The organism is Pseudomonas sp. YuFO8, from assembly GCF_035065025.1.
GTDB lineage: Bacteria > Pseudomonadota > Gammaproteobacteria > Pseudomonadales > Pseudomonadaceae > Aquipseudomonas > Aquipseudomonas putida_AE.
This window is the reverse complement of record NZ_JAXDEQ010000001.1, coordinates 338,679-360,379: the sequence shown is the minus strand read 5'-3', so window position 1 is coordinate 360,379 and position 21,701 is coordinate 338,679. Positions and strand designations below refer to the sequence as shown.

Sequence of the window (21,701 nt, the reverse complement as noted above, 5' to 3'; positions counted from 1 at the left end):
AACGCCAGGGCACCGCGTTTATTCAGGATGCAAACGTTATCGTTGACGTCCATCGCGAGCAGGCTCGCTCCCACATTCATATCCACAAGTGAAGCAGCCTGGGGGATTAACCCCAAGCATAGTCAAACCTTTACTTGATGGTCAGGGCTTCCAGCTTGCCACTGTTGCCATACACATAAATCGTGTCACCCACCACCAGCGGACGCGCGCGCAGGCCGTCGCTGTCGATGCGCTCACGGCCGACGAAGCGACCGTCCACCTGACTCAACAGGTGCAGGTAACCTTCCAGGTCACCCACTGCAACGTAGCTGGAGAACACTTCCGGAGCCGACAGTTGACGGCGGGCCAGCGAATCGTTGCTCCACAAGGCTGTGGTGGAACGCTCGTCGACGCCTTCAACGGTGCCCGAAGACAGACTCACGTAGACGCTGCCAAAACCCTGGGCGACACCGGCGTAGCTGGAAGCATCACGCTGCCACAGCTGACGGCCGCTTTGCAGGTCCAGTGCCGCAACGCGACCCTGGTAGCTGGCGACATAGATGGTCTCGCCGGACAGCAGCAAACCGCCGTCGATGTCGACCACGCGTTCCAGTTCCGAACGACCTTGCGGGATCGCTACACGCTGTTCCCACACCGGCACGCCGTTGGAAATGTCGAGAGCGACCACTTTACCGGTCGAAAAGCCAGCCACCGCGAGGCGGTTGGTCACGATCGGTGCGCTGGTACCGCGCAGGGTCAGCACCGCCGGGGTGCTGTCATACAACCAGCGCTGGTTGCCGGTGGCGGCATCCAGACCGATCAAACGGTCGTCCTGGGTCTGGACCACGACCACATCGCCATTGTTGGCCGGCGGTGCGAGGACTTCGCTGGACACGCGAGCGCGCCATTTCTCTTCGCCGTTGATGGCGTCCAGGGCAACGATTTCACCCTTGATCGTACCGATCAGCAGCAGACCGTAACCCACGCCAACGGCGCCGGAAACAGGCAGTTCGAGATCTTTCTTCCACTTGACGTCGCCGTTGCTGCGATCCAGCGCCATCACCACACCGGTGACATCGGCGGCATAGATGGTATCGCCTTCGATGGCCGGAACCAGCATGTTGTAGGTTTCGCCCTGACCGTCACCGATCGAACGACTCCACTGCTTTTGCAGGACCACTTCTTCCTTGAAGTCGGTCAACTCGGCCGGTGGCAATTCTTTCTTGCTGTTGCTGCTGCAACCCGCGGCCAAAATGGCCAGGGCCAGCAATGCTGCATGCTTCCAACGAATCACGTCACGCATCCCCTTTGGCCAGGTCGTCCAGCTTGATTTGCAGGCCACCGACCGCCGCTTCGTCCGACAGTGCCGCCTTGGCTTTTTGATACGCCGCGTGTGCTTCGTCGGGACGACCCAGCTGCACCAGCAGGTCACCCTTGAGTTCCTCGCGAGTGGCCAGGAACGCCTTGTCGGCATCGCCTTCCAGCAGTTTCAGGGCTTCATCGGCCTTGTCCTGCGCGGCCAGTACCTGCGCCAGGCGCTGACGGGCGATTTCGCCCAGTGCGGGGTTGGCCGGCTTGGCGATGATGGCTTTCAGTTCGGTGGCTGCGTCATCGAGCTTGCCGCTGTCGACCGCGACTTTCGCCACGAACAGGCTGCCGTATTGCGCGTAGGCACTGCCGCCGAACTCGCTGTTGAGCTTGCCAGCCAGGTCCGAAACACGCGCCGCATCAGGCTTGCCGTCAGGGGTCAGCGTGGTTTCGAGCAATTGCTGATAGAGCATCGAGGCGCCTTGCGACTGGTTGCTCTGATACTTCTGGAACGCCTGCCAACCGAACACGATGACCAGCGCCAACAGGCCGCCAGTAACCAGGGGCTTGCCGTTGCGTGACCACCATTCCTTAAAATCCGCCAGCTGTTCGTCTTCGGTACTCGACACCCCAATACTCCTTAATCGCTAATTCGGCTGTTAAGACAGCTTCAACCCTGCACGACGCAGGTGGCCAGGTGAGCGGCAAGCGCATCCCAGGCAATGCTTTGTTGTTCGCCCTGGCCACGCAGGGGTTTGAAACCTACCACTTGCTGGGCCATCTCGTCGTCACCGAGGATCAGTGCGTACAGCGCACCGCTCTTGTCGGCTTTCTTGAACTGGCTCTTGAAGCTGCCGGCGCCGGCATTGACTTGCAGGCGCAGGTTGGGCAACTGGTCGCGCACGCGCTCGGCCAGGGTCAGGCCGGCCAGTTCGGCGGCCTCACCAAAGGCGCAGAGATAGACGTCGACCTGACGGGAGATTTCTTCAGGGATCTGCTCAAGTGTTTCGAGCAGCAGCACCAGGCGCTCGATGCCCATGGCGAAACCGACGCCGGCAGTAGGCTTGCCGCCCATCTGCTCGACCAGGCCGTCGTAACGACCACCGGCACACACGGTACCCTGGGCGCCGAGCTTGTCGGTGACCCATTCGAAAACGGTCTTGCTGTAGTAATCCAGCCCGCGAACCAGCTTCGGGTTGATCACGTAAGGAATGCCGGCGGCGTCCAGGCGAGCCTTGAGGCCCTCGAAGTGCACGCGGGATTCTTCGTCGAGGTAGTCGGCCATTTTCGGCGCATCGACCAGTACCGCTTGAGTGTCGGCGTTCTTGGTATCAAGAACCCGCAGCGGGTTGGTTTTCAGGCGGCGCTGGCTGTCTTCGTCGAGCTTGTCCAGATGCGCCGAGAGGTACTCGACCAGCGCTTCACGGTAGCGACCACGGGACTCGCTGGTGCCCAGGCTGTTGAGTTCGAGCTTGACCGCATCGCGGATGCCCAGCTCGCCCCACAGGCGCCATGTCAGCACGATCAGCTCGGCGTCGATGTCCGGACCGTCGAGGTTGAACACCTCGACACCGATCTGGTGGAACTGGCGATAACGGCCTTTCTGCGGACGCTCGTGGCGGAACATCGGGCCGATGTACCAGAGTTTCTGCACCTGGCCACCGCCGGTGATGCCGTGCTCGAGCACCGCACGCACGCAGGCCGCCGTGCCTTCAGGGCGCAGGGTCAGGGAGTCGCCGTTGCGGTCGTCGAAGGTGTACATCTCTTTTTCGACGATGTCGGTCACTTCACCGATGGAGCGCTTGAACAGCTCGGTGAACTCGACGATCGGCATGCGGATCTGCTTGTAACCGTAGTTATCCAGCAAACGCGAAACGGTGCCTTCGAAATGACGCCACAGGGGGGTCTGTTCGGGCAGGATATCGTTCATGCCACGAATGGCTTGCAGAGACTTGCTCACATTAAATCCTTAAATTCGTTCGGCTCAGTCGGGCTCAGCCGCGCGCGATAACCGCTGCGTCAGCTTCGACCTTCTCGGCCGCTTTCTGGCGGATCAAGCGTTCAAGCTCATCCACCAGATTGTCATTCGTCAGTTTCTGCGACGGCTTGCCGTCGATGTAAATCAGGTTTGGCGTGCCGCCTGTCAAGCCGATATGGGCTTCCTTGGCTTCGCCGGGCCCGTTGACCACGCAACCGATGACCGCGACATCCAGCGGCACCAGCAGGTCTTCGAGGCGCCCTTCCAGCTCGTTCATGGTTTTCACCACATCGAAGTTCTGCCGCGAGCAGCTCGGGCAGGCGATGAAGTTGATGCCACGGGAACGCAGGTGCAGGGACTTGAGAATGTCGTAGCCGACTTTCACTTCCTCGACCGGGTCGGCCGCCAACGAGATGCGAATGGTATCGCCAATCCCTTCGGCGAGCAGCATACCGAGGCCCACGGCAGATTTCACTGTGCCTGAACGCAAACCACCGGCTTCGGTAATCCCCAGGTGCAGCGGCTGGACGATTTCCTTGGCCAGCAAGCGGTAGGCTTCGACGGCCATGAACACGTCGGAGGCCTTCACGCTGACCTTGAAGTCCTGGAAGTTCAGGCGTTCAAGGTGTTCGACGTGACGCAGAGCCGATTCGACCAGCGCGGCCGGGGTCGGCTCGCCGTATTTCTTCTGCAGGTCTTTTTCCAGGGAGCCGGCGTTCACGCCGATACGGATCGGGATCCCGCGATCGCGGGCGGCATCGACCACCGCGCGCACGCGGTCTTCGCGACCGATGTTGCCCGGATTGATCCGCAGGCAGTCGACGCCCAGTTCGGCCACGCGCAACGCGATGCGGTAGTCGAAGTGAATATCGGCAACCAAAGGTACTTTGACCAGCTGCTTGATCTTGCCGAAGGCCTCGGCGGCGTCCATGTCCGGCACGGACACCCGCACGATATCGACGCCCGCGGCTTCCAGACGGTTGATCTGGGCAACGGTCGCAGCGACGTCGTTGGTGTCGCTGTTGGTCATGCTTTGCACAGCGATGGGCGCATCGCCGCCAACAGGAACGTTACCGACCCAGATCTTGCGTGATTCGCGACGTTTGATTGGAGATTCGCCGTGCATGACTTATTGACCCAACTTCAGGCGAGCAGTCTCGCCACTGGTGAACGGAGCGACATTGACCGCCTGGCCGTTGTAGCTGACCTGAGCGCCACGGGCGTAGCCCAGGCGTACGGAAAACGGCGGCTTGCCACTGACGGAAACGCTATCGCCTTTACGCTTCAGACCGCTCAACAGCACCTTGCCGGCGCCGTCGGTCACCTGGGTCCAGCAATCAGCGGTGAACTGCAATTGCACCTGGCCCTGGCCTGCAACAGCAGGCGCTGCTGGCGCTGGAGCGGCAGCGGTTGGTGCTGGCACAGCTGGAGCAGCCGGTGCTGCAGCGACAGGAGCAGCCGGCGCTGGTGTTGCAGGTGTGGCGACGATCGGAGCAGTAACTGGCGCAACAGGCGCTGGCGTTTCAGCCGGTGCCGAGGTCGCGGTTTCGGCCTGTGGCAACGCCAGGGCCGTTGCATTATCCGTCTGACCTTCCGCGACAGCCTGGTCTTCCGGCTCGTCCAGCGGATGAATCTGGGTGGTGCCGTCGGCGCCTTCTACTTCAACGTGTTCCGGGGTCAGGCTGACCACATCCTTGGTGCGCTGCGAAGTCTGGTCCTGCCACCAGGCAAAACCGCCACCCACCACGGCCACCAGCAGCAACAGGCTGACAATGCGCAGGATGGTATGGGACACACGCACCGGCTCTTCGATACGGCCCAGGCTGTGCACGTTGCTGCCCTTGGAATCGGTACCGGTGGACTGGTCGAACTGCTGGACCAGGACGGCCTGGTCCATGCCGAGCAATTTGGCATAGGCGCGAATGTAACCGCGGGCAAAGGTGTGCCCCGGCAGCTTGTCGAAAGCACCGGCTTCCAGATTGCTCAGGGAGCTGACGGTCAGGTTGAGCTTGAGGGCCACTTCGGCCAGCGACCAGCCATTGCTTTCGCGGGCCTGGCGCAAGGTCTCACCGGGGTTAACGCGATTCGCTGCTACAACTTCAGGATGCGCCGCTTTCATCATTGCTCCGACAGGTATTGCTGATATTCCGGTGTACCGGGATAGAGTCGTTTTAATTGCAGGCCAGCACTGGCGGCCTTGTCGCGATCATCAAACACTTTGGCCAGGCGAATGCCGAGCAATAGACTACGTGCATTTTGCTCGGTAAGCAGGCTAAAACGATCGTAATAGTCACGCGCGGGCACATAATGCCTGTCTTCGTAAGACAACTCAGCCATTTCCAGCAATGCACGAGGCTGTTGTCGATTCAAGCGCAGGGCTTTTTCCAGTTGTTGCTGGGCCAACTCGCGCTGGCCGAGCATCGAGGCCGTCATGCCCAGGTTCTCGAACACGCGTGAACGCTCAGGATACAGGGTATCGGCGGCGGCCTGTTCGAAGCGCTCGTAGGCTTCCTTGTAACGTTTCTGCTCGAAGAGAAAACTGCCGTAGTTGTTGAGGATTCGCGCATCGGTGGGGCGGGAAGACAGCGCCTTGCGAAAATGCCGGTCAGCCAGGTCGGGCTCCATTTCGGCCTGGAATACCAGCCCCAGCGCCGCATTGGCGTCCGGGTCGGCGGCGTCCAGTTCCAGTGCCTTTTTCAAGGGCACCTTGGCGCGCTCAGTCATGCCTTGTTGCAAATATCCAATGCCCAGTTGCACGTAGGCATCGCGCGCCTCGTCACGGCCTTTGCTGGTCTTCATCGGGTTGTAGTCGCCCGAAAGCACACAGCCAGCACAGAGGCTGGCCAGTAGCAAAAGCAGCGCAAAGCGCAGGGACATGGAGATCCTCTCTTGATTACTTCGCAGCGTTCGACGCCATATCGTTGTCGGCGTTGAGTTCACGCACGGCGATATAACGTTCGCTGCGACGGGTGCGATCCAGCACCTGCCCTACCAATTGACCACAGGCCGCGTCGATGTCTTCACCACGGGTGGTGCGAACAGTGACGTTGAAACCGGCATGATGAAGCTGATCCTGGAACCGGCGAATGGCGTTGTTGCTCGGCCGCTCGTACCCGGAATGCGGGAACGGGTTGAACGGGATCAGGTTGATCTTGCACGGGATGTTTTTCAGCAACTCGATCATCTCGACCGCGTGCTCGACCTTGTCGTTGATGTCCTTGAGCAAGGTGTACTCGATGGTCAGCACGCGCTTTTCGCCCAAAGACGACATGTAGCGCTGGCACGACTCGAGGAGCATCTTAAGCGGATACTTCTTGTTGATCGGCACCAATTGGTTACGCAATGCGTCATTCGGTGCGTGCAGGGACAACGCCAGGGAGACGTCGATGTGCTTGGACAGCTCATCGATCATCGGCACCACGCCGGAGGTCGACAGGGTCACACGGCGCTTGGAGATGCCGTAGCCCAGGTCGTCCATCATCAGGTGCATGGCCGCGACGACGTTGTCGAAGTTCAGCAGCGGCTCACCCATGCCCATCATCACCACGTTGGTGATGGCACGGTCGACGGTTGCCGGGACGCTGCCAAAGGATTTGTTGGCAATCCACACCTGGCCGATGACTTCGGCGGCGGTGAGGTTGCTGTTGAAGCCTTGCTTGCCGGTGGAGCAGAAACTGCAATCCAGGGCACAGCCTGCCTGGGACGAAACGCACAAGGTGCCGCGTTTGCCCTGGGGAATATACACGGTCTCGACGCAGCTGCCGGACGCCACGCGCACCACCCATTTACGGGTGCCGTCGCTGGAGATGTCCTCGCTGACCACTTCCGGACCACGGACCTCAGCAACAGCCTTGAGCTTTTCGCGCAAGGCCTTGCTGACGTTCGTCATGGCGTCGAAATCATCGACGCCAAAGTGGTGAATCCATTTCATTACCTGACCGGCACGGAAACGCTTCTCCCCGATTGAGTCGAAGAATTTTTCCATTTCCTGTTGAGTCAGACCCAGCAGGTTGGTTTTTACAGTCGATGTAGTCATGGATTCACCTTCACTCTTAAGCCAATGCTTAGCGAGTGGTTACTTCAGTAGCTGCGAAGAAGTATGCGATTTCGCGAGCGGCAGCGGCTTCGGAGTCCGAACCGTGTACAGCGTTGGCGTCGATCGATTCAGCGAAGTCAGCACGGATGGTGCCGGCAGCTGCTTCTTTAGGGTTGGTAGCGCCCATCAGCTCACGGTTGCGAGCGATAGCGTTTTCGCCTTCCAGAACCTGAACAACAACCGGACCGGAGGTCATGAAGGCAACCAGGTCGCCGAAGAAACCGCGCTCGCTGTGCTCAGCGTAGAAGCCTTCGGCTTCGGCTTTGGACAGTTGCTTCAGTTTCGAAGCTACAACGCGCAGGCCAGCGTCTTCGAAGCGAGTGGTGATCTTGCCGATCACGTTTTTAGCAACTGCGTCAGGCTTGATGATGGAGAAAGTACGTTGAACAGCCATGGTGTAACTCCAGAAACGGTAATTTGCGAAAAATTAAACCCGCGAATTATACGCGGGTTCTTGGGTATTGCCTAACTGTGTACAGGTCGCCCGCTCTGTAGGAGCTGCCGAAGGCTGCGATCCTTTGATCCTGGCCTTTCGCTTGAGATTCAAGTGGCACCGGAAAGATCGCAGCCTCGCTTCGCGAGTCAGCTCCTACTCGCGTTCTTCGATCCAGTGGGCCTGAATGGCCTCCAGGATCTTCTCGCCACAATGCTCAGGCTTGTCGTCGAATTCGGGCAATTCCATCACCCATTTACGCAGATCGACGAAGTTGACCGACATAGGGTCGACCTCAGGCTTGCTTTCAGCCAGCTGGATCGCGATTTCCAGCACATCAGTCCACTTGAGACTCATGACAATTCCTTGAATCAGTGCGGCGCTTCGGCTGCGTGGTTGAGCGAGTACTTCGGAATTTCAACGGTCAGGTCTTCGGTGCCGACCTTGGCCTGGCAGCCCAGGCGGGACACAGGCTCAAGCCCCCAGGCCCGATCAAGATAGTCCTCTTCCAGCTCGTCAGCTTCTTCCAGCGAGTCAAAACCCTCGCGAATCAGGCAGTGACACGTGGTGCAGGCACAGACGCCGCCGCAGGCACTTTCCATCTCGATATGGTGTTCATGAGCCAGTTCGAGGATGGAAATACCTGGCTCAGCCTCCACGACCATGCCATCCGGGCAAAACTTTTCGTGTGGCAGAAAAATGACCTGCGGCATCGTTATTCCTCAATCTCATTCAGGTTGCGCCCCGCCAGCGCGGCTTTCACCGTCGAGTCCAGGCGGCGGGCAGCAAAGGCGTCGGTCACTTGCGACAGACGCTTGGTCTGCTGCTCGATGGCGAAACCATCGGTGCCTTTCATCAGTTCGGTCAGTTCCTGCACCTGCAGGTCGATGACCAGGCGCTCGTCGGCGTCGAGCAAACGCTCGCCGTCAGCCTCAAGAGCCGCCTGCACCGCTTCGATCAGGCGCTGGGCGTCGACCTGCTGCTCACGCAGTACGCGGGCAACCTTGTCGTCGTTGGCGTGCTGGAACGAATCCTTGAGCATCTTGGCGATTTCGCCGTCGGTCAGGCCGTAGGACGGCTTGACCTGGATGCTGGCTTCCACGCCCGAACCCAGTTCGCGGGCGGAAACACTGAGCAAACCATCGGCATCGACCTGGAAGGTCACGCGAATCTTAGCCGCACCCGCCACCATCGCCGGAATACCGCGCAATTCGAAGCGCGCCAGGGAGCGGCAGTCGCTGATCAGCTCGCGCTCGCCCTGCAACACGTGGATCGCCATGGCCGACTGGCCGTCTTTGTAAGTGGTGAAGTCCTGAGCGCGAGCGACGGGAATGGTGGTGTTGCGTGGAATCACCTTCTCCATCAGGCCGCCCATGGTTTCCAGGCCCAGGGACAACGGAATCACGTCCAGCAACAACAGTTCGTCGCCATCGCGCTTGTTGCCGGCCAGGGTATCGGCCTGGATCGCGGCACCGATGGCCACCACTTGATCCGGGTCGATTTCAGTCAGGGGCTGACGACCGAAGGCTTCAGCCACGGCTTCGCGAACACGCGGCACACGGGTTGAACCGCCAACCATGACCACCGCATGCACGTCTTCCAGCTCGACACCGGAATCACGTACCGCACGGCGGCAGGCTTTCAGGCTGCGTGCGACCATCGGCTCGATCAGGGCATCGAAGGCTTCGCGGGTCAGCTCGGCTTTCCAGTCGCCGTGAACCACTTCGACCGACGGGGCATTGGTCAGCGCTTCTTTCGCCGCGCAAGCGGTTTGCAGCAGTTGACGCTGCGCGCCCGGGTCGAGATCGGCGGACAGGCCGGCGCTCTCGATGATCCAGCCAGCGATCGCGTGGTCGAAGTCATCGCCGCCCAGGGCGCTGTCGCCGCCGGTAGCCAGGACTTCGAAGACACCGCCGGTCAGGCGCAGAATAGAGATATCGAAGGTGCCGCCGCCCAGGTCATAAATCGCCACCAGGCCTTCGGCATGCTGGTCCAGACCGTAGGCCACCGCCGCTGCGGTCGGCTCATTGAGCAAACGTAGCACGTTCAGGCCGGCCAGCTTGGCCGCGTCCTTGGTAGCTTGGCGCTGGGCGTCGTCGAAATAGGCCGGAACGGTGATCACCGCGCCGACCAGCTCGCCGCCCAGGGTCGCTTCAGCGCGCTGACGCAGGACCTTGAGGATATCGGCGGAGACTTCCACCGGGCTTTTCGGGCCCTGGATGGTGTCGATGAACGGCATGTGCGACTCGCCACCGACAAAGCGGTACGGCAGTTGGTCACCCAGTTGCTTGACGTCGGACAGACCACGACCCATCAAGCGCTTGACCGACAGCACGGTGTTCAGGGGATCGGTGGCGGCCGCCAGCTTGGCGGATTCGCCAACTTCGACGCGATCGGCGTGGTAACGCACGGCGGACGGCAGGATAACCTGCCCTTGCGCGTCGGCCAGAGGCTCGGAAAGACCACTGCGCAATGCAGCGACCAGCGAATTGGTAGTGCCCAAGTCGATTCCCACAGCCAGACGACGCTGGTGCGGTTGAGGACTTTGGCCGGGTTCGGCGATCTGCAGTAGGGCCATCGTTATCAGGACTTATCTGTATATCAGGCGTGCGACCGGAGCGGCACTGGGTTAATCGTCGAGGCGCTCTTCCAGCTGGCGCACTTCGTAGGTGAGCTTGTCGAGGAACTGCATGCGCCGCATCAGGCGTTCGGCCTGTTCGCGGTGCACGGCATCGTCCCAGCAAGCTGCGAAGCTTTGGTTCAGTTCATCCTGGGCAGCCTTGAGGCGGCGCTTGAAGACGGCGACGCCATCGAGGTCGGCGCTGTCCTGCAGGTCTTCGAGCTCTTCGCGCAACTCCATCTGTTGCAGCAGAAACTCCGGATCATGCACCGTGACCTCCAGCGGCAGCTCGCCACCATTCAAGGCGAGCAGGTAACGCGCGCGCTTGGGTGGACTCTTGAGCGTCTGGTAGGCCTCGTTGAGACTCGCGGATTGCTCCAGCGCCAGCCGCTGCTCCCGCTCGGAAGCGTCGGCAAAGCGGTCCGGATGAACACTGCGCGCCAACTCACGGTAGCGCGTAGCCAACTGGTCGAGATCCAGGTTGAAACTCGGTTGCAGCTCGAATAAAGCGAAATGACAAGGAGTACCCACGACAAGCCTCAGATGTTGAAGCTTTCGCCGCAGCCACATTCACCGCGCACGTTGGGGTTGTTGAACTTGAAGCCTTCGTTCAACCCTTCCTTGACGAAATCGAGCTCGGTGCCGTCCAGGTAGGCCAGGCTCTTCGGGTCGATGATCACTTTCTCGCCGTGACTCTCGAACACCTGGTCCTCTGCAACCACCTCGTCGACAAACTCCAGCACGTAGGCAAGGCCGGAACAGCCTGTGGTGCGAACACCCAGGCGGATCCCTTCACCCTTGCCGCGCCCGTCGAGGGAGCGCCGCACGTGTCGAGCAGCCGCTTCTGTCATGCTGATAGCCATCGGTGACTCCTTACTCGTCGCCAAAAACTGAAAGTCAGATCAAGCCTTTCTTCTGCTTGTAGTCGCGAACGGCAGCCTTGATGGCGTCTTCGGCGAGCACGGAGCAGTGGATTTTCACTGGCGGCAGGGCCAGCTCTTCAGCCAGCTGGGTGTTCTTGATGGTTTCCGCTTCGTCCAGGGTCTTGCCCTTCATCCACTCGGTGGCGAGGGAGCTGGAAGCGATGGCCGAACCGCAGCCGTAGGTCTTGAACTTGGCATCTTCGATGATGCCGGCTTCGTTGACCTTGATCTGCAGGCGCATCACGTCGCCGCATGCCGGGGCGCCGACCATGCCGGTGCCGACATCCGGGTCTTCGGCATTCATCTTGCCGACGTTACGCGGGTTTTCGTAGTGGTCGATGACCTTTTCGCTGTAAGCCATGATTCTCAATCCTCACTCATCAGGGCCGCTCTTGAGACCCTGTAGCTGCGCTGCGTCAGTCGCCGCGTCGCTACAGGAGCTGTACCTGGCGGCTTCTATATTTAGTGTGCCGCCCACTCGATCTTCGAGATATCGACGCCGTCTTTGTACATGTCCCACAGCGGCGACAGAGCGCGCAGCTTGGTAACGGCCTCGCAAACCTTCTGCGCGGCGTAATCGATTTCTTCTTCGGTGGTGAAACGGCCGAAGGTGAAGCGGATCGAGCTGTGTGCCAGTTCGTCGTTGCGGCCCAGGGCGCGCAGTACGTACGAAGGCTCCAGGGACGCCGAGGTGCAGGCCGAACCGGACGAAACCGCCAGGTCCTTGAGCGCCATGATCAGCGACTCGCCTTCAACGTAGTTGAAGCTCAGGTTCAGGTTGTGCGGAACGCGGGCGGTCAGGCTGCCGTTGACGTACAGCTCTTCCAGGTGCTCGACCTGCTTGTAGAAACGGTCGCTCAAGGCCTTGATGCGCACGTTTTCGGCAGCCATGTCTTCCTTGGCCACACGGAACGCTTCGCCCATGCCGACGATCTGGTGGGTCGCCAGGGTGCCCGAACGCATGCCGCGCTCGTGACCGCCGCCGTGCATGGTCGCTTCGATACGTACGCGCGGCTTGCGGCTGACGTAGAGGGCGCCGATGCCTTTAGGACCGTAGGTCTTGTGGGCGGAGAACGACATCATGTCGACTTTCAGTTTCTGCAGGTCGATCTCGACCTTACCAGTGGACTGGGCGGCGTCGACGTGGAACAGGATGCCCTTGGAACGCAGCAGTTCACCGATCGCGGCGATGTCGTTGACGGTGCCGATTTCGTTGTTCACGTGCATGACCGAAACCAGGATGGTGTCGTCACGCAGCTCGGCTTCGATCATCTCTGGGGTAACCAGGCCATCAGTGCGAGGCTCGATGTAGGTCACTTCGAAACCTTCACGCTCCAGTTGGCGCATGGTGTCGAGGACAGCCTTGTGCTCAATCTTGGTGGTGATCAGGTGCTTGCCTTTGGTGGCATAGAAATGTGCCGCACCCTTGATTGCCAGGTTGTCGGATTCGGTGGCACCGGAGGTCCAGACGATTTCGCGCGGGTCGGCATTGACCAGGTCGGCCACCTGACGACGAGCGTTTTCGACGGACTCTTCGGCTTTCCAGCCAAACACGTGGGAACGGGACGCCGGGTTACCGAAGTTTCCGTCGACCAGCAGGCATTCACTCATCTTTTGCGCGACACGCGGATCAACCGGGGTAGTCGCTGAGTAATCAAGGTAAATCGGCAATTTCATGGACTATCTCCTAAATCAGGCTGGCTGGCGTGCCGCTAGCTCTCTGGCTGTCATTCGACGGCGGACGCTTCAATCTTGTCCAGGCGTGGCGCCTTGCTGTTGCAACGGCGTTGATCCTGACGCTGGGCTACTTCTTGCACCTCACGGCGAGTCACAAGGTCAGCCAAGCTGATACCGCTCAGAAATTCGTGAATCTGCAGGCTCAGATCGCACCACAAGTGGTGGGTCAGACAGGTGTCGCCTTGATGGCAATCACCCTGGCCCTGGCATTTGGTCGCATCGACCGATTCGTTCACCGCATCGATCACCTGGGCGACCTGGATACCCTGCATGTCGCGAGACAGCTGGTAACCGCCGCCCGGACCGCGAACGCTGGACACCAGATTGCTGCGGCGCAATTTGGCAAACAGCTGCTCAAGGTAGGACAGGGAGATGCCTTGGCGCTCGGAGATATCGGCCAGGGACACGGGCCCGTGCTGCGCGTGCAACGCCAGGTCGAGCATGGCGGTCACGGCGTATCGGCCTTTTGTAGTCAGTCGCATGGACAATTACCACGGAGTTCGGAATGAGGCGAGTATGCAATTCCCGAGTATTTAAGTCAACTATAAGACCTAGTACTTTAGTCAGGTTTACCCGCAAAAGAGCGGGCGCATCATAGCAGGGTCTGCGGCGTAATGGCACACCGGTCGGCGTACTGCACTTTTCTGTTTACGACCCGCAATTGCGAATACAACCCCCGTAGGAGCTGCCGAAGGCTGCGATCTTTTGATCTTGTCTTTTAAAATCAAAATCAAAAGATCGCAGCCTGCGGCAGCTCCTACGGGACATCAACCGGCCTGGGTTTGGTCTTTGTCTTTTACGCAGGCAAAGTCTTCTTCGCGCAGCTCAGGCAGATCTTTCGCACAGTAATTGCTGCCCAGATCCTTCAACGCCCCGCACATCCCCTCCAGGCGCCCATCGACCGCCTGCAGGTGGTCAAGCAGCTGGTTGATGGCGCGAGCCACCGGGTCCGGCATGTCTTCGGTCACACCGTAGGCATCGAAGCCGATCTTCTCGGCCATGGCCTTGCGCTTGGCGTCCAGCTCCTGGTCGGGCTTGACGATGATCCGTCCCGGAATCCCCACCACAGTGGCGCCCGGCGGCACTTCCTTGGTCACCACGGCGTTGGATCCGACCTTGGCACCCGCACCCACCGTGAACGGCCCCAGCACCTTGGCGCCGGCACCCACCACCACGCCATCACCCAGCGTCGGGTGGCGCTTGCCTTTATTCCAGCTGGTACCACCCAGGGTCACGCCCTGATAAATGGTCACATCATCGCCGATCTCGGCGGTTTCACCGATGACAATGCCCATGCCATGGTCAATGAAGAAACGTCGACCCACCTTGGCCCCCGGATGAATCTCGATCCCGGTCAGCCAGCGACCGAAGTTCGACACCAGCCGCGCCAGCCATTTCAGGTCTGCGCGCCACAGCATGGCCGACAGACGGTGAATCCAGATGGCATGCATACCGGGATAGCAAGTCAGGACTTCAAAAGCGTTACGCGCCGCCGGGTCTCGATGGAATACGCTCTGGATATCTTCACGCAAACGCTCAAACATCTTTAATCCTTCCGCTTAAGAAGCTCACCACGGGCCGCTTTCTGGGTTTCCGTGAGGATGCCACGCAAAATATTCATTTCCGCCCGGCTGACCGAGCTGCGTCCGTACAACCGGCGCAGGCGCGCCATCAAGTGCCGTGGTTTTTCCGGATCGAGGAATTCGATGGCCACCAGGGTTTGCTCCAGGTGCTCATAGAATCGCTCCAGCTCATCCATGGTCGCCAGCTCAGCGCTCTTGACCGATGCCACTTCTTCCTTCTCGACCTTGGTCGGCTGACCTTGGGCTGCCAAAAAGGACATGCGCACTTCATAACTCAACACCTGCACCGCTGCCCCAAGGTTCAGCGAGCTGAACTCAGGGTCTGATGGGATGTGCACATGATAATGACATCGCTGCAGCTCTTCGTTGGTCAGGCCGGAATCTTCACGACCGAACACCAGGGCGATCTCGGCGCCCTGCCCGGCTTCCTCGACCACCTTCGTGCCGCATTCGCGCGGATCGAGCAGTGGCCAGGGAATGCGCCGGTCGCGGGCGCTGGTGCCGAGCACCAGGTTGCAACCGACCAGGGCATCTTCCAAGGTGGCGACGACTTGCGCGTTTTCAAGGATGTCACCGGCACCGGAAGCGCGGGCATCGGCCTCGTGGTGCGGGAACAGGCGCGGCTCAACCAGCACCAGGCGCGACAGGCCCATGTTCTTCATGGCACGCGCAGCCCCGCCGATATTGCCCGGATGACTGGTATTGACCAGGACGATACGAATGTTTTGCAGCAAGGGAGGCGCTCTCGAACACGATAATCGGGAGCCGAATCTTACAGCTGTAGCTACCGTTAAGCCATGAAAGCGAACGTCGTCCTTCTCCTGTAGAAACTTTCTGATAGAATGCCCGGCTTTCTTTAACAACCTTAGGTGACACATCCATGCAGCCCATGCTGAATATCGCGCTGCGCGCCGCCCGCAGCGCCAGTGAATTGATCTTCCGCTCCATCGAGCGCCTGGATACCATCAAGGTCGACGAAAAAGACGCCAAGGATTATGTATCCGAGGTGGACCGCGCCGCCGAACAGAAAATCATCGACGCACTGCGCAAGGCGTACCCGAATCACTCGATCCTGGGTGAAGAGACCGGCCTGCACGCCGGCAGCGGCATCGAAGGCGAAGAGTACCTGTGGATCATCGATCCGCTGGACGGCACCAGCAACTTCCTGCGCGGCATTCCTCACTTCGCTGTCAGCATCGCCTGCAAATACCGCGGTCGCCTGGAACACGCCGTGGTCCTGGACCCGGTTCGCCAGGAAGAATTCACCGCCAGCCGTGGTCGCGGCGCCCAACTGAACGGCCGTCGCCTGCGCGTCAGCGGCCGCACCAGCCTGGACGGCGCCCTGCTGGGTACCGGCTTCCCGTTCCGTGACGACCAGATGGACAACCTCGACAACTACCTGGGCATGTTCCGCGCCCTGGTCGGCCAGACCGCCGGCATCCGCCGCGCAGGTTCGGCGAGCCTGGACCTGGCCTACGTGGCTGCCGGCCGTTTCGACGCGTTCTGGGAGTCGGGCCTGTCCGAGTGGGACATGGCAGCAGGCGCCCTGCTGATCCAGGAAGCAGGCGGCCTGGTGAGCGACTTCACCGGCGGCCACGACTTCCTTGAAAAAGGCCACGTCGTTGCCGGTAACACCAAGTGCTTCAAGGCAGTGCTGACGGCCATCCAGCCGCACCTGCCGGCCTCGCTGAAGCGCTAAGCTTGCGGCGACAGAAAAAAGCACCCTTCGCAGACTGTGTGAAAACACACTGAAGGCCAGCCCAACAAACGCCCTGACTTGTTCGGGGCGTTTGTTTTTGTGCGAGCGACTGACGAAAAAAGGCCTTTCAGCCCATTAATGCCATCAACTGGCGGGCTCCGAGCACGCTAATCGCACGTTTTAGGTTATAGGCATTCACTGCCAGGGCCATTTCCGCTCTCGCTCCCTCCAGTTGGCGCAGCAGGAAACGAGCGTTGCCAAACACCCACTGCTTCAGGTTGCCGAAGGGGTGCTCAACGATGGATCTTCGGCTGGCCATCATCTGCGGATGGGCCAGCATTCGCTGCTCCATTCGCTCGAAGGCTTCTTCATGGGCATGGCGTGAGACGTAGCGGCGCTGGGCACCAGTGCATTGGGATTTCAACGAGCAACCGGCGCAGTCGCTGACATCTGCCTGATAGATCCGATCACCCTTGTTGCGCTGTTTGAGCGTTAACCACTTGCCCGCCGGGCACTGGTAGCGATCTTGTTGGGGATCGTAGGCAAAGTCTTTTCGCTCAAAGAGCGGCTCTTCCTGACTGCCGGGATTGACCGATCGGTTGGGCGGCACATAAACGGTAATCGAAGCCTCCTCGCAGGCCTGAAACTGCTGGCCGTTGGAGTAGCCGGCATCGGCAGTCACGGTCAGGGCATCTTGTTCCAGCTGTTCTTTGGCGGCTTTAGCCATTGGCTCGAGTTGCTTGCGGTCGTCGCCATCCTGGGTGACCTCATGATGCAGAATCAGGCAATGCTCGGCATCCACGGCACTCTGCACGTTATAGGACACACGCGGCCCCTTAGGCGTGCGCATCATGCGGGCATCGCTTTCGTGGGTGTTGAACTGCTCCAGGCCCATCGAGTTCATCAGCGCTTGGCAGCTCTGATTGTCCTGCTGCCGAACTTCAAGCTGCGCCAGCGCTGTTTTGATTGCGCCGCGATCAATCACTTCTCCCGCCTCGGCCTTGTCAGCCTCATCCAGTTCGGCCAGATACTGAGCGATGCGCTTATCCAGCTTTTCTTCCTGACGCTTGAGTTGCTTGAGGTTCATATGGCGCCGTGAGGAAGCGACAGCCTGAAACTTGCTGCCATCGATGGCCACCAAGTCGCCTGCAATCAGACCTGCCATGCGGCAAAACCGGACGAAGGCACGGCACGTCGCCACAAAGGCGGGTTTGTTGTTTTTACGAAAGTCGGCGATGGTCTTGAAGTCGGGCTTGAGCCGGTTGATCAACCACATCACTTCGATGTTGCGCAGGCACTCGGCTTCGAGACGCCGCGATGAGCGAATCCGCTGAAAATAGCCGTAGAGGTAGAGTTTTAACTGATCGGCAGGATCATAAGAGGGGCGCCCGGTGTTTTTGGGCAGCGCTTTATCAAAGCCCAGTTGCACGAGATCCAGCTTGGCGACGTACAGGTCAATAACCCGAACGAGGTGATCCTCAGGGATCAGTTCTTCCAGCGAGACCGGAAACAGGCTGGTCTGCCTGCGGGACTCTCCTTGGATGTAGGCCATAACGAAAAATGCTCCGTATCTTTCGGTACGGAGCATTTTCTTTGAGCGCTGCGCAGATTGCTAGGTTTTCACACAGTCTGCTTCGGGGTGCTTTTTTTATGCCCGCAATTCACCCCCAAAAACACCACAACCCCACTGTAGGAGCGAGCTTGCTCGCGAAGGTCGTCAACGATAACGCGTGAATTCTGGATGAACGCGGCGCCTGTGGTTTTTTCGCGAGCAAGCTCGCTCCTACAAGGGGAATGCGGTGATGCTTAAATTGCGGGCACAAAAAAAGCACCCCGAAGGGTGCTTTTTTAACTCGTTACCAGCAGATCATTGACCCTGCTGATTCTCCGACAGAACCAACTTGCCTTCCTTATCCACAGGAATCTGATTCCCCGGATCACGATCCATCCGCACCTTGCCTTCCTTGCCATCCAGCGAATAACGCACGTCGTAACCCACGACCTTGTCACTGATGTCATTCACCGTATTACAACGGGTCTGGGTCGTGGTGTAGGTGTCACGCTCCTGCATGCCCTCCTGGACCTTGTTACCGGCATAACCACCACCGACAGCGCCTGCAACCGTGGCAATCTTCTTGCCGGTGCCGCCGCCGATCTGGTTACCCAACAGACCGCCCGCCAGTGCACCTACCACGGTACCGGCGATCTGGTGTTGATCTTTCACCGGCGCCTGCCGGGTCACAGCTACATCCTTGCACACTTCACGTGGAGTCTTGATTTGTGTCTTGACCGGCTCAACGGCGAGTACTTGCGCGTACTCGGGACCGTTATCTTTAACCAGGCTGTAGGTGGCCACAGCGCCTCCGGCAGTTACACCGACAGCACCCAATACCGCACCAACCAGCATCGACTTGTTCACATGAACCTCCTGACCATCACATGCGGCACTTGTCCGCGCTTCTCCCAGCCTTGGAGCATAAAAAAAGGCGCGAGTTCAACTCGCGCCTTTTTTGGACTACATCGCTGAAGGAAATGCCCTTCAAGGACGGTCGTCGATTTCCTTCTCGGTGTTGGCAGCAGGAATCAGGTCCTCGGAACTCAGGTTCAGCCAGATCAGCACCACGTTGGCGATGTAGATCGACGAATAAGTACCCGCCAGCACCCCGATGAACAGGGCGATGGAGAAGCCGAACAGGTTGTCGCCACCGAAGAACAACAGGGCCGCGATCGCCAGCAAGGTGGAGATCGAAGTGGCCATGGTGCGCAGCAGGGTTTGCGTGGTCGAGATGTTGATGTTCTCGATCAGGCTGGCCTTGCGCAGTACCCGGAAGTTCTCACGAACCCGGTCGAATACCACGATGGTGTCGTTGAGCGAGTAACCGATGATCGCCAGTACCGCCGCCAGCACCGTCAGGTCGAAGGTGATCTGGAAGAACGACAGGATACCGATGGTCACGATCACGTCGTGGATCAGGGACACGATCGCACCGACCGCGAACTTCCACTGGAAGCGGAAAGCCAGGTAGATCAGGATGCCGCCCAGCGCCATCAGCATGCCGAGGCCGCCCTGGTCGCGCAGCTCTTCACCTACCTGCGGGCCGACGAACTCGACGCGCTTAACGGTTGCCGGGTTTTCGCCGCCTACCTTCTGCAAGGCCTCGGCCACCTGGTGACCCAGTTGCGGGTCTTCGCCAGGCATGCGCACCAGCAGATCGGTGGTGGCACCGAAGTTCTGCACGATGGCTTCGTGATAACCCGATTTGACCAGTTGCTCACGCACCTGGGTGACGTCGGCCGGACGCTCGTAGGTCAGCTCGATGAGCGTACCGCCGGTGAAGTCCAGGCCCCAGTTCATGCCCTTGGTGGCGACACTGAACAGTGCCAGCACGGTAAGGAACAATGTGACGCCGAACGCAAAGTTGCGGACGCCCATGAAGTTGATTGTACGTAACATGGCAGCCCCTTAAATCCACAACTTCTTGAAGTCACGTCCGCCGAAGATCAGGTTGACCATCGCGCGGGTCACCATGATGGCCGTGAACATCGAGGTAAAGATCCCGAGGGACATGGTCACTGCGAAGCCCTTGACCGGGCCGGTGCCCATGGCAAAGAGAATCCCGCCGACCAGCAAAGTAGTCAGGTTGGCGTCGAGAATCGCGGTGAATGCCCGGCCGAAGCCTTCGTTGATTGCACGCTGCACGGTCATGCCCGCGGCAATCTCTTCACGAATACGCGAGAAGATCAGCACGTTGGCGTCGACCGCCATACCCATGGTCAACACGATACCGGCGATACCCGGCAGGGTCAGCGTTGCCCCCAGCAGCGACATCAGGGCCAGCAGCATCACCATGTTCACCGCCAGTGCGACGGTGGCGATGATGCCGAAGAAGCGGTAGATGGCGATGATGAACAGCGAGACGAACAGCATGCCCCACAGCGATGCATCGATACCCTTGGTGATGTTGTCCGCACCCAGGCTCGGGCCGATGGTGCGCTCTTCAGCGAAGTACATCGGAGCGGCCAGGCCACCGGCACGCAGCAGCAGCGCCAGTTCGGACGACTCGCCCTGGCCATTCAGGCCGGTGATACGGAACTGCGCACCCAGCGGCGACTGGATGGTCGCCAGGCTGATGATCTTCTTCTCTTCTTTAAACGTCTGAACCGCTACGTCTTTCTCGACGCCATCAACCACTTGCTTGGTGTAAGTGGTGACCGGACGCTGCTCGATGAAGATCACCGCCATGCTGCGACCGACGTTCGAACGGGTCGCGCGGCTCATCAGCTCGCCACCATGGCCATCCAGGCGGATGTTCACTTCTGGCGTGCCGTGCTCGCCGAAACCAGCCTTGGCGTCAGTTACCTGGTCACCGGTGATGATCAGGCCACGCTCGATCTGTGCTGGCGGACGGTTGCCTTCACGGAACTCAAAGGATTCGGAAGTGGCTTTCGAAGCGCCAGGCTCAGCCGCCAGACGGAACTCGAGGTTGGCCGTCTTGCCGAGGATACGCTTGGCTTCCGCGGTGTCCTGCACGCCCGGCAGCTCAACCACGATGCGATTGGCGCCCTGACGCTGGACGATCGGTTCGGCAACACCCAGCTCGTTGACGCGGTTACGTACCGTGGTCAAGTTCTGCTTGATGGAGTATTCGCGGATTTCCGCCAGCTTGGCCGGGGTCATCGCCAGACGCAGCACCGGTTGACCGTTGAGGTCGGCCGGAACAATGTCGAAATCGTTGAAGTTCTTGCGGATCAGGCTGCGGGCCTGTTCACGGCTGTCTTCATCGGAGAAGCCCAGCTGGATGGCACCATTGAGTTGCGGCAGGCTGCGATAGCGCAGTTTCTCTTTACGCAACAGGCTCTTCACATCGCCTTCGTACACTTTCAAGCGTGCGTCGAGGGCCTTGTCCATGTCCACTTCGAGCAGGAAGTGCACACCACCGGACAAGTCCAGACCCAGCTTCATCGGATGCGCGCCCAGGCTGCGCAGCCATTGCGGGGTGGTTTGCGCCAGGTTCAGTGCAACGACGTAGTCATCACCCAAAGCCTTGCGCACGACGTCTTTGGCCGGCAGCTGGTCTTCAGCCTTGGTCAGGCGAATCAAGCCGCCCTTGCCGTTGGCAGCCAGGGTGGCAGCCTTGACGTTGATCCCGGATTCCTTGAGCGCTGCGCTCACGCGATCCAGATCAGCCTGATTGACCTGCAGCGCAGTGCTTGCGCCGCTGACCTGAATGGCCGGGTCATCAGGATATAGATTGGGAGCGGAATAAATCAGACCGATCGCCAGCACCGCCAGGATCAGAATGTATTTCCACAGAGGGTATTTGTTCAGCATCACGCCGCCCGCT

Annotated in this window: 23 protein-coding genes; 1 reads left to right on the top strand and 22 read right to left on the bottom strand. The window is 59.8% G+C overall.

Annotation, left to right across the window (positions count from 1 at the left end; translation table 11 throughout):
* Positions 1-130 precede the first annotated feature (130 nt).
* The 18 genes from bamB to trmJ form a co-directional block, all read right to left on the bottom strand.
* Positions 131-1,282, bottom strand: coding sequence for an outer membrane protein assembly factor BamB (bamB, locus tag SOP95_RS01685; protein ID WP_274077260.1), 1,152 nt, complete (start codon positions 1,280-1,282; stop codon positions 131-133).
* Complete coding sequence (locus SOP95_RS01680; protein WP_274077261.1) at positions 1,275-1,916, bottom strand: tetratricopeptide repeat protein; 642 nt, start codon at positions 1,914-1,916, stop codon at positions 1,275-1,277. Before SOP95_RS01680 ends, bamB begins: the two co-directional genes overlap by 8 nt.
* Positions 1,917-1,957: 41 nt before the next feature.
* Positions 1,958-3,247: a histidine--tRNA ligase gene (gene hisS, locus SOP95_RS01675; protein WP_110660895.1), complete on the bottom strand. Its 1,290-nt coding sequence runs from the start codon at positions 3,245-3,247 to the stop codon at positions 1,958-1,960.
* 34 nt (positions 3,248-3,281) lie between these two features.
* Entirely contained in the window at positions 3,282-4,391 is a 1,110-nt protein-coding gene (gene ispG, locus SOP95_RS01670) for a flavodoxin-dependent (E)-4-hydroxy-3-methylbut-2-enyl-diphosphate synthase (protein WP_003185136.1), read from the bottom strand.
* 3 nt (positions 4,392-4,394) lie between these two features.
* Complete coding sequence (locus tag SOP95_RS01665; RefSeq protein WP_323605704.1) at positions 4,395-5,384, bottom strand: RodZ family helix-turn-helix domain-containing protein; 990 nt, start codon at positions 5,382-5,384, stop codon at positions 4,395-4,397.
* A complete protein-coding gene (gene pilW, locus SOP95_RS01660) occupies positions 5,384-6,142 on the bottom strand; it encodes a type IV pilus biogenesis/stability protein PilW (RefSeq protein WP_323605702.1) in 759 nt (252 codons plus the stop codon). The genes SOP95_RS01665 and pilW overlap by 1 nt, the downstream gene beginning before the upstream one ends.
* 16 nt (positions 6,143-6,158) lie before the next feature.
* On the bottom strand, positions 6,159-7,301 hold the full coding sequence (gene rlmN / locus SOP95_RS01655; protein WP_274077264.1) for a 23S rRNA (adenine(2503)-C(2))-methyltransferase RlmN: 1,143 nt from the start codon (positions 7,299-7,301) through the stop codon (positions 6,159-6,161).
* 28 nt (positions 7,302-7,329) lie between these two features.
* Positions 7,330-7,755 carry a nucleoside-diphosphate kinase gene (ndk, locus tag SOP95_RS01650; protein WP_024014216.1) on the bottom strand — a complete coding sequence of 142 codons (426 nt, stop codon included), beginning with the start codon at positions 7,753-7,755 and terminating at the stop codon, positions 7,330-7,332.
* Between the two features lie 195 nt (positions 7,756-7,950).
* The gene (gene iscX / locus SOP95_RS01645) at positions 7,951-8,151 is read right to left on the bottom strand and encodes a Fe-S cluster assembly protein IscX (RefSeq protein ID WP_274077265.1); all 201 of its coding nucleotides are present in this window, start codon (positions 8,149-8,151) and stop codon (positions 7,951-7,953) included.
* A gap of 14 nt (positions 8,152-8,165) precedes the next feature.
* Complete coding sequence (fdx, locus tag SOP95_RS01640; RefSeq protein WP_274077266.1) at positions 8,166-8,507, bottom strand: ISC system 2Fe-2S type ferredoxin; 342 nt, start codon at positions 8,505-8,507, stop codon at positions 8,166-8,168.
* Positions 8,508-8,509: 2 nt separating this feature from the next.
* A complete protein-coding gene (gene hscA / locus SOP95_RS01635; protein ID WP_274077267.1) occupies positions 8,510-10,372 on the bottom strand; it encodes a Fe-S protein assembly chaperone HscA in 1,863 nt (620 codons plus the stop codon).
* A gap of 51 nt (positions 10,373-10,423) precedes the next feature.
* Positions 10,424-10,945, bottom strand: a complete 522-nt coding sequence (gene hscB / locus SOP95_RS01630) for a co-chaperone HscB (protein WP_323605699.1) — start codon at positions 10,943-10,945, stop codon at positions 10,424-10,426.
* Positions 10,946-10,953: 8 nt separating this feature from the next.
* Positions 10,954-11,277, bottom strand: a complete 324-nt coding sequence (gene iscA / locus SOP95_RS01625) for an iron-sulfur cluster assembly protein IscA (RefSeq protein WP_003227904.1) — start codon at positions 11,275-11,277, stop codon at positions 10,954-10,956.
* Between the two features lie 34 nt (positions 11,278-11,311).
* Positions 11,312-11,698 carry a Fe-S cluster assembly scaffold IscU gene (iscU, locus tag SOP95_RS01620; RefSeq protein WP_046820395.1) on the bottom strand — a complete coding sequence of 129 codons (387 nt, stop codon included), beginning with the start codon at positions 11,696-11,698 and terminating at the stop codon, positions 11,312-11,314.
* Between the two features lie 101 nt (positions 11,699-11,799).
* Positions 11,800-13,014 (bottom strand): IscS subfamily cysteine desulfurase, encoded by a 1,215-nt coding sequence (locus tag SOP95_RS01615; protein ID WP_034150842.1) that lies wholly within the window; start codon positions 13,012-13,014, stop codon positions 11,800-11,802.
* Positions 13,015-13,064: 50 nt separating this feature from the next.
* Positions 13,065-13,556 (bottom strand): Fe-S cluster assembly transcriptional regulator IscR, encoded by a 492-nt coding sequence (gene iscR / locus SOP95_RS01610; RefSeq protein WP_007903581.1) that lies wholly within the window; start codon positions 13,554-13,556, stop codon positions 13,065-13,067.
* A gap of 285 nt (positions 13,557-13,841) precedes the next feature.
* The gene (gene cysE, locus SOP95_RS01605; RefSeq protein WP_323605692.1) at positions 13,842-14,618 is read right to left on the bottom strand and encodes a serine O-acetyltransferase; all 777 of its coding nucleotides are present in this window, start codon (positions 14,616-14,618) and stop codon (positions 13,842-13,844) included.
* Between the two features lie 2 nt (positions 14,619-14,620).
* Positions 14,621-15,391 (bottom strand): tRNA (cytosine(32)/uridine(32)-2'-O)-methyltransferase TrmJ, encoded by a 771-nt coding sequence (gene trmJ / locus SOP95_RS01600; RefSeq protein ID WP_274077269.1) that lies wholly within the window; start codon positions 15,389-15,391, stop codon positions 14,621-14,623.
* 146 nt (positions 15,392-15,537) lie between these two features.
* Here trmJ and suhB point away from each other — a divergent pair, with 146 nt between their 5' ends.
* Complete coding sequence (suhB, locus tag SOP95_RS01595; protein WP_323605690.1) at positions 15,538-16,356, top strand: type III secretion system regulator SuhB; 819 nt, start codon at positions 15,538-15,540, stop codon at positions 16,354-16,356.
* 127 nt (positions 16,357-16,483) lie between these two features.
* Here the strand turns inward: suhB and SOP95_RS01590 are convergent, their stop codons facing one another.
* The 4 genes from SOP95_RS01590 to secD form a co-directional block, all read right to left on the bottom strand.
* Positions 16,484-17,908 (bottom strand): IS1182 family transposase, encoded by a 1,425-nt coding sequence (locus tag SOP95_RS01590; RefSeq protein WP_323605689.1) that lies wholly within the window; start codon positions 17,906-17,908, stop codon positions 16,484-16,486.
* 315 nt (positions 17,909-18,223) lie between these two features.
* A complete protein-coding gene (locus SOP95_RS01585) occupies positions 18,224-18,775 on the bottom strand; it encodes a glycine zipper 2TM domain-containing protein (RefSeq protein WP_323605688.1) in 552 nt (183 codons plus the stop codon).
* Positions 18,776-18,895: 120 nt separating this feature from the next.
* Positions 18,896-19,810, bottom strand: a complete 915-nt coding sequence (gene secF, locus SOP95_RS01580) for a protein translocase subunit SecF (protein ID WP_274077271.1) — start codon at positions 19,808-19,810, stop codon at positions 18,896-18,898.
* Between the two features lie 9 nt (positions 19,811-19,819).
* Complete coding sequence (gene secD / locus SOP95_RS01575) at positions 19,820-21,688, bottom strand: protein translocase subunit SecD (RefSeq protein WP_323605687.1); 1,869 nt, start codon at positions 21,686-21,688, stop codon at positions 19,820-19,822.
* Positions 21,689-21,701 lie beyond the last annotated feature (13 nt).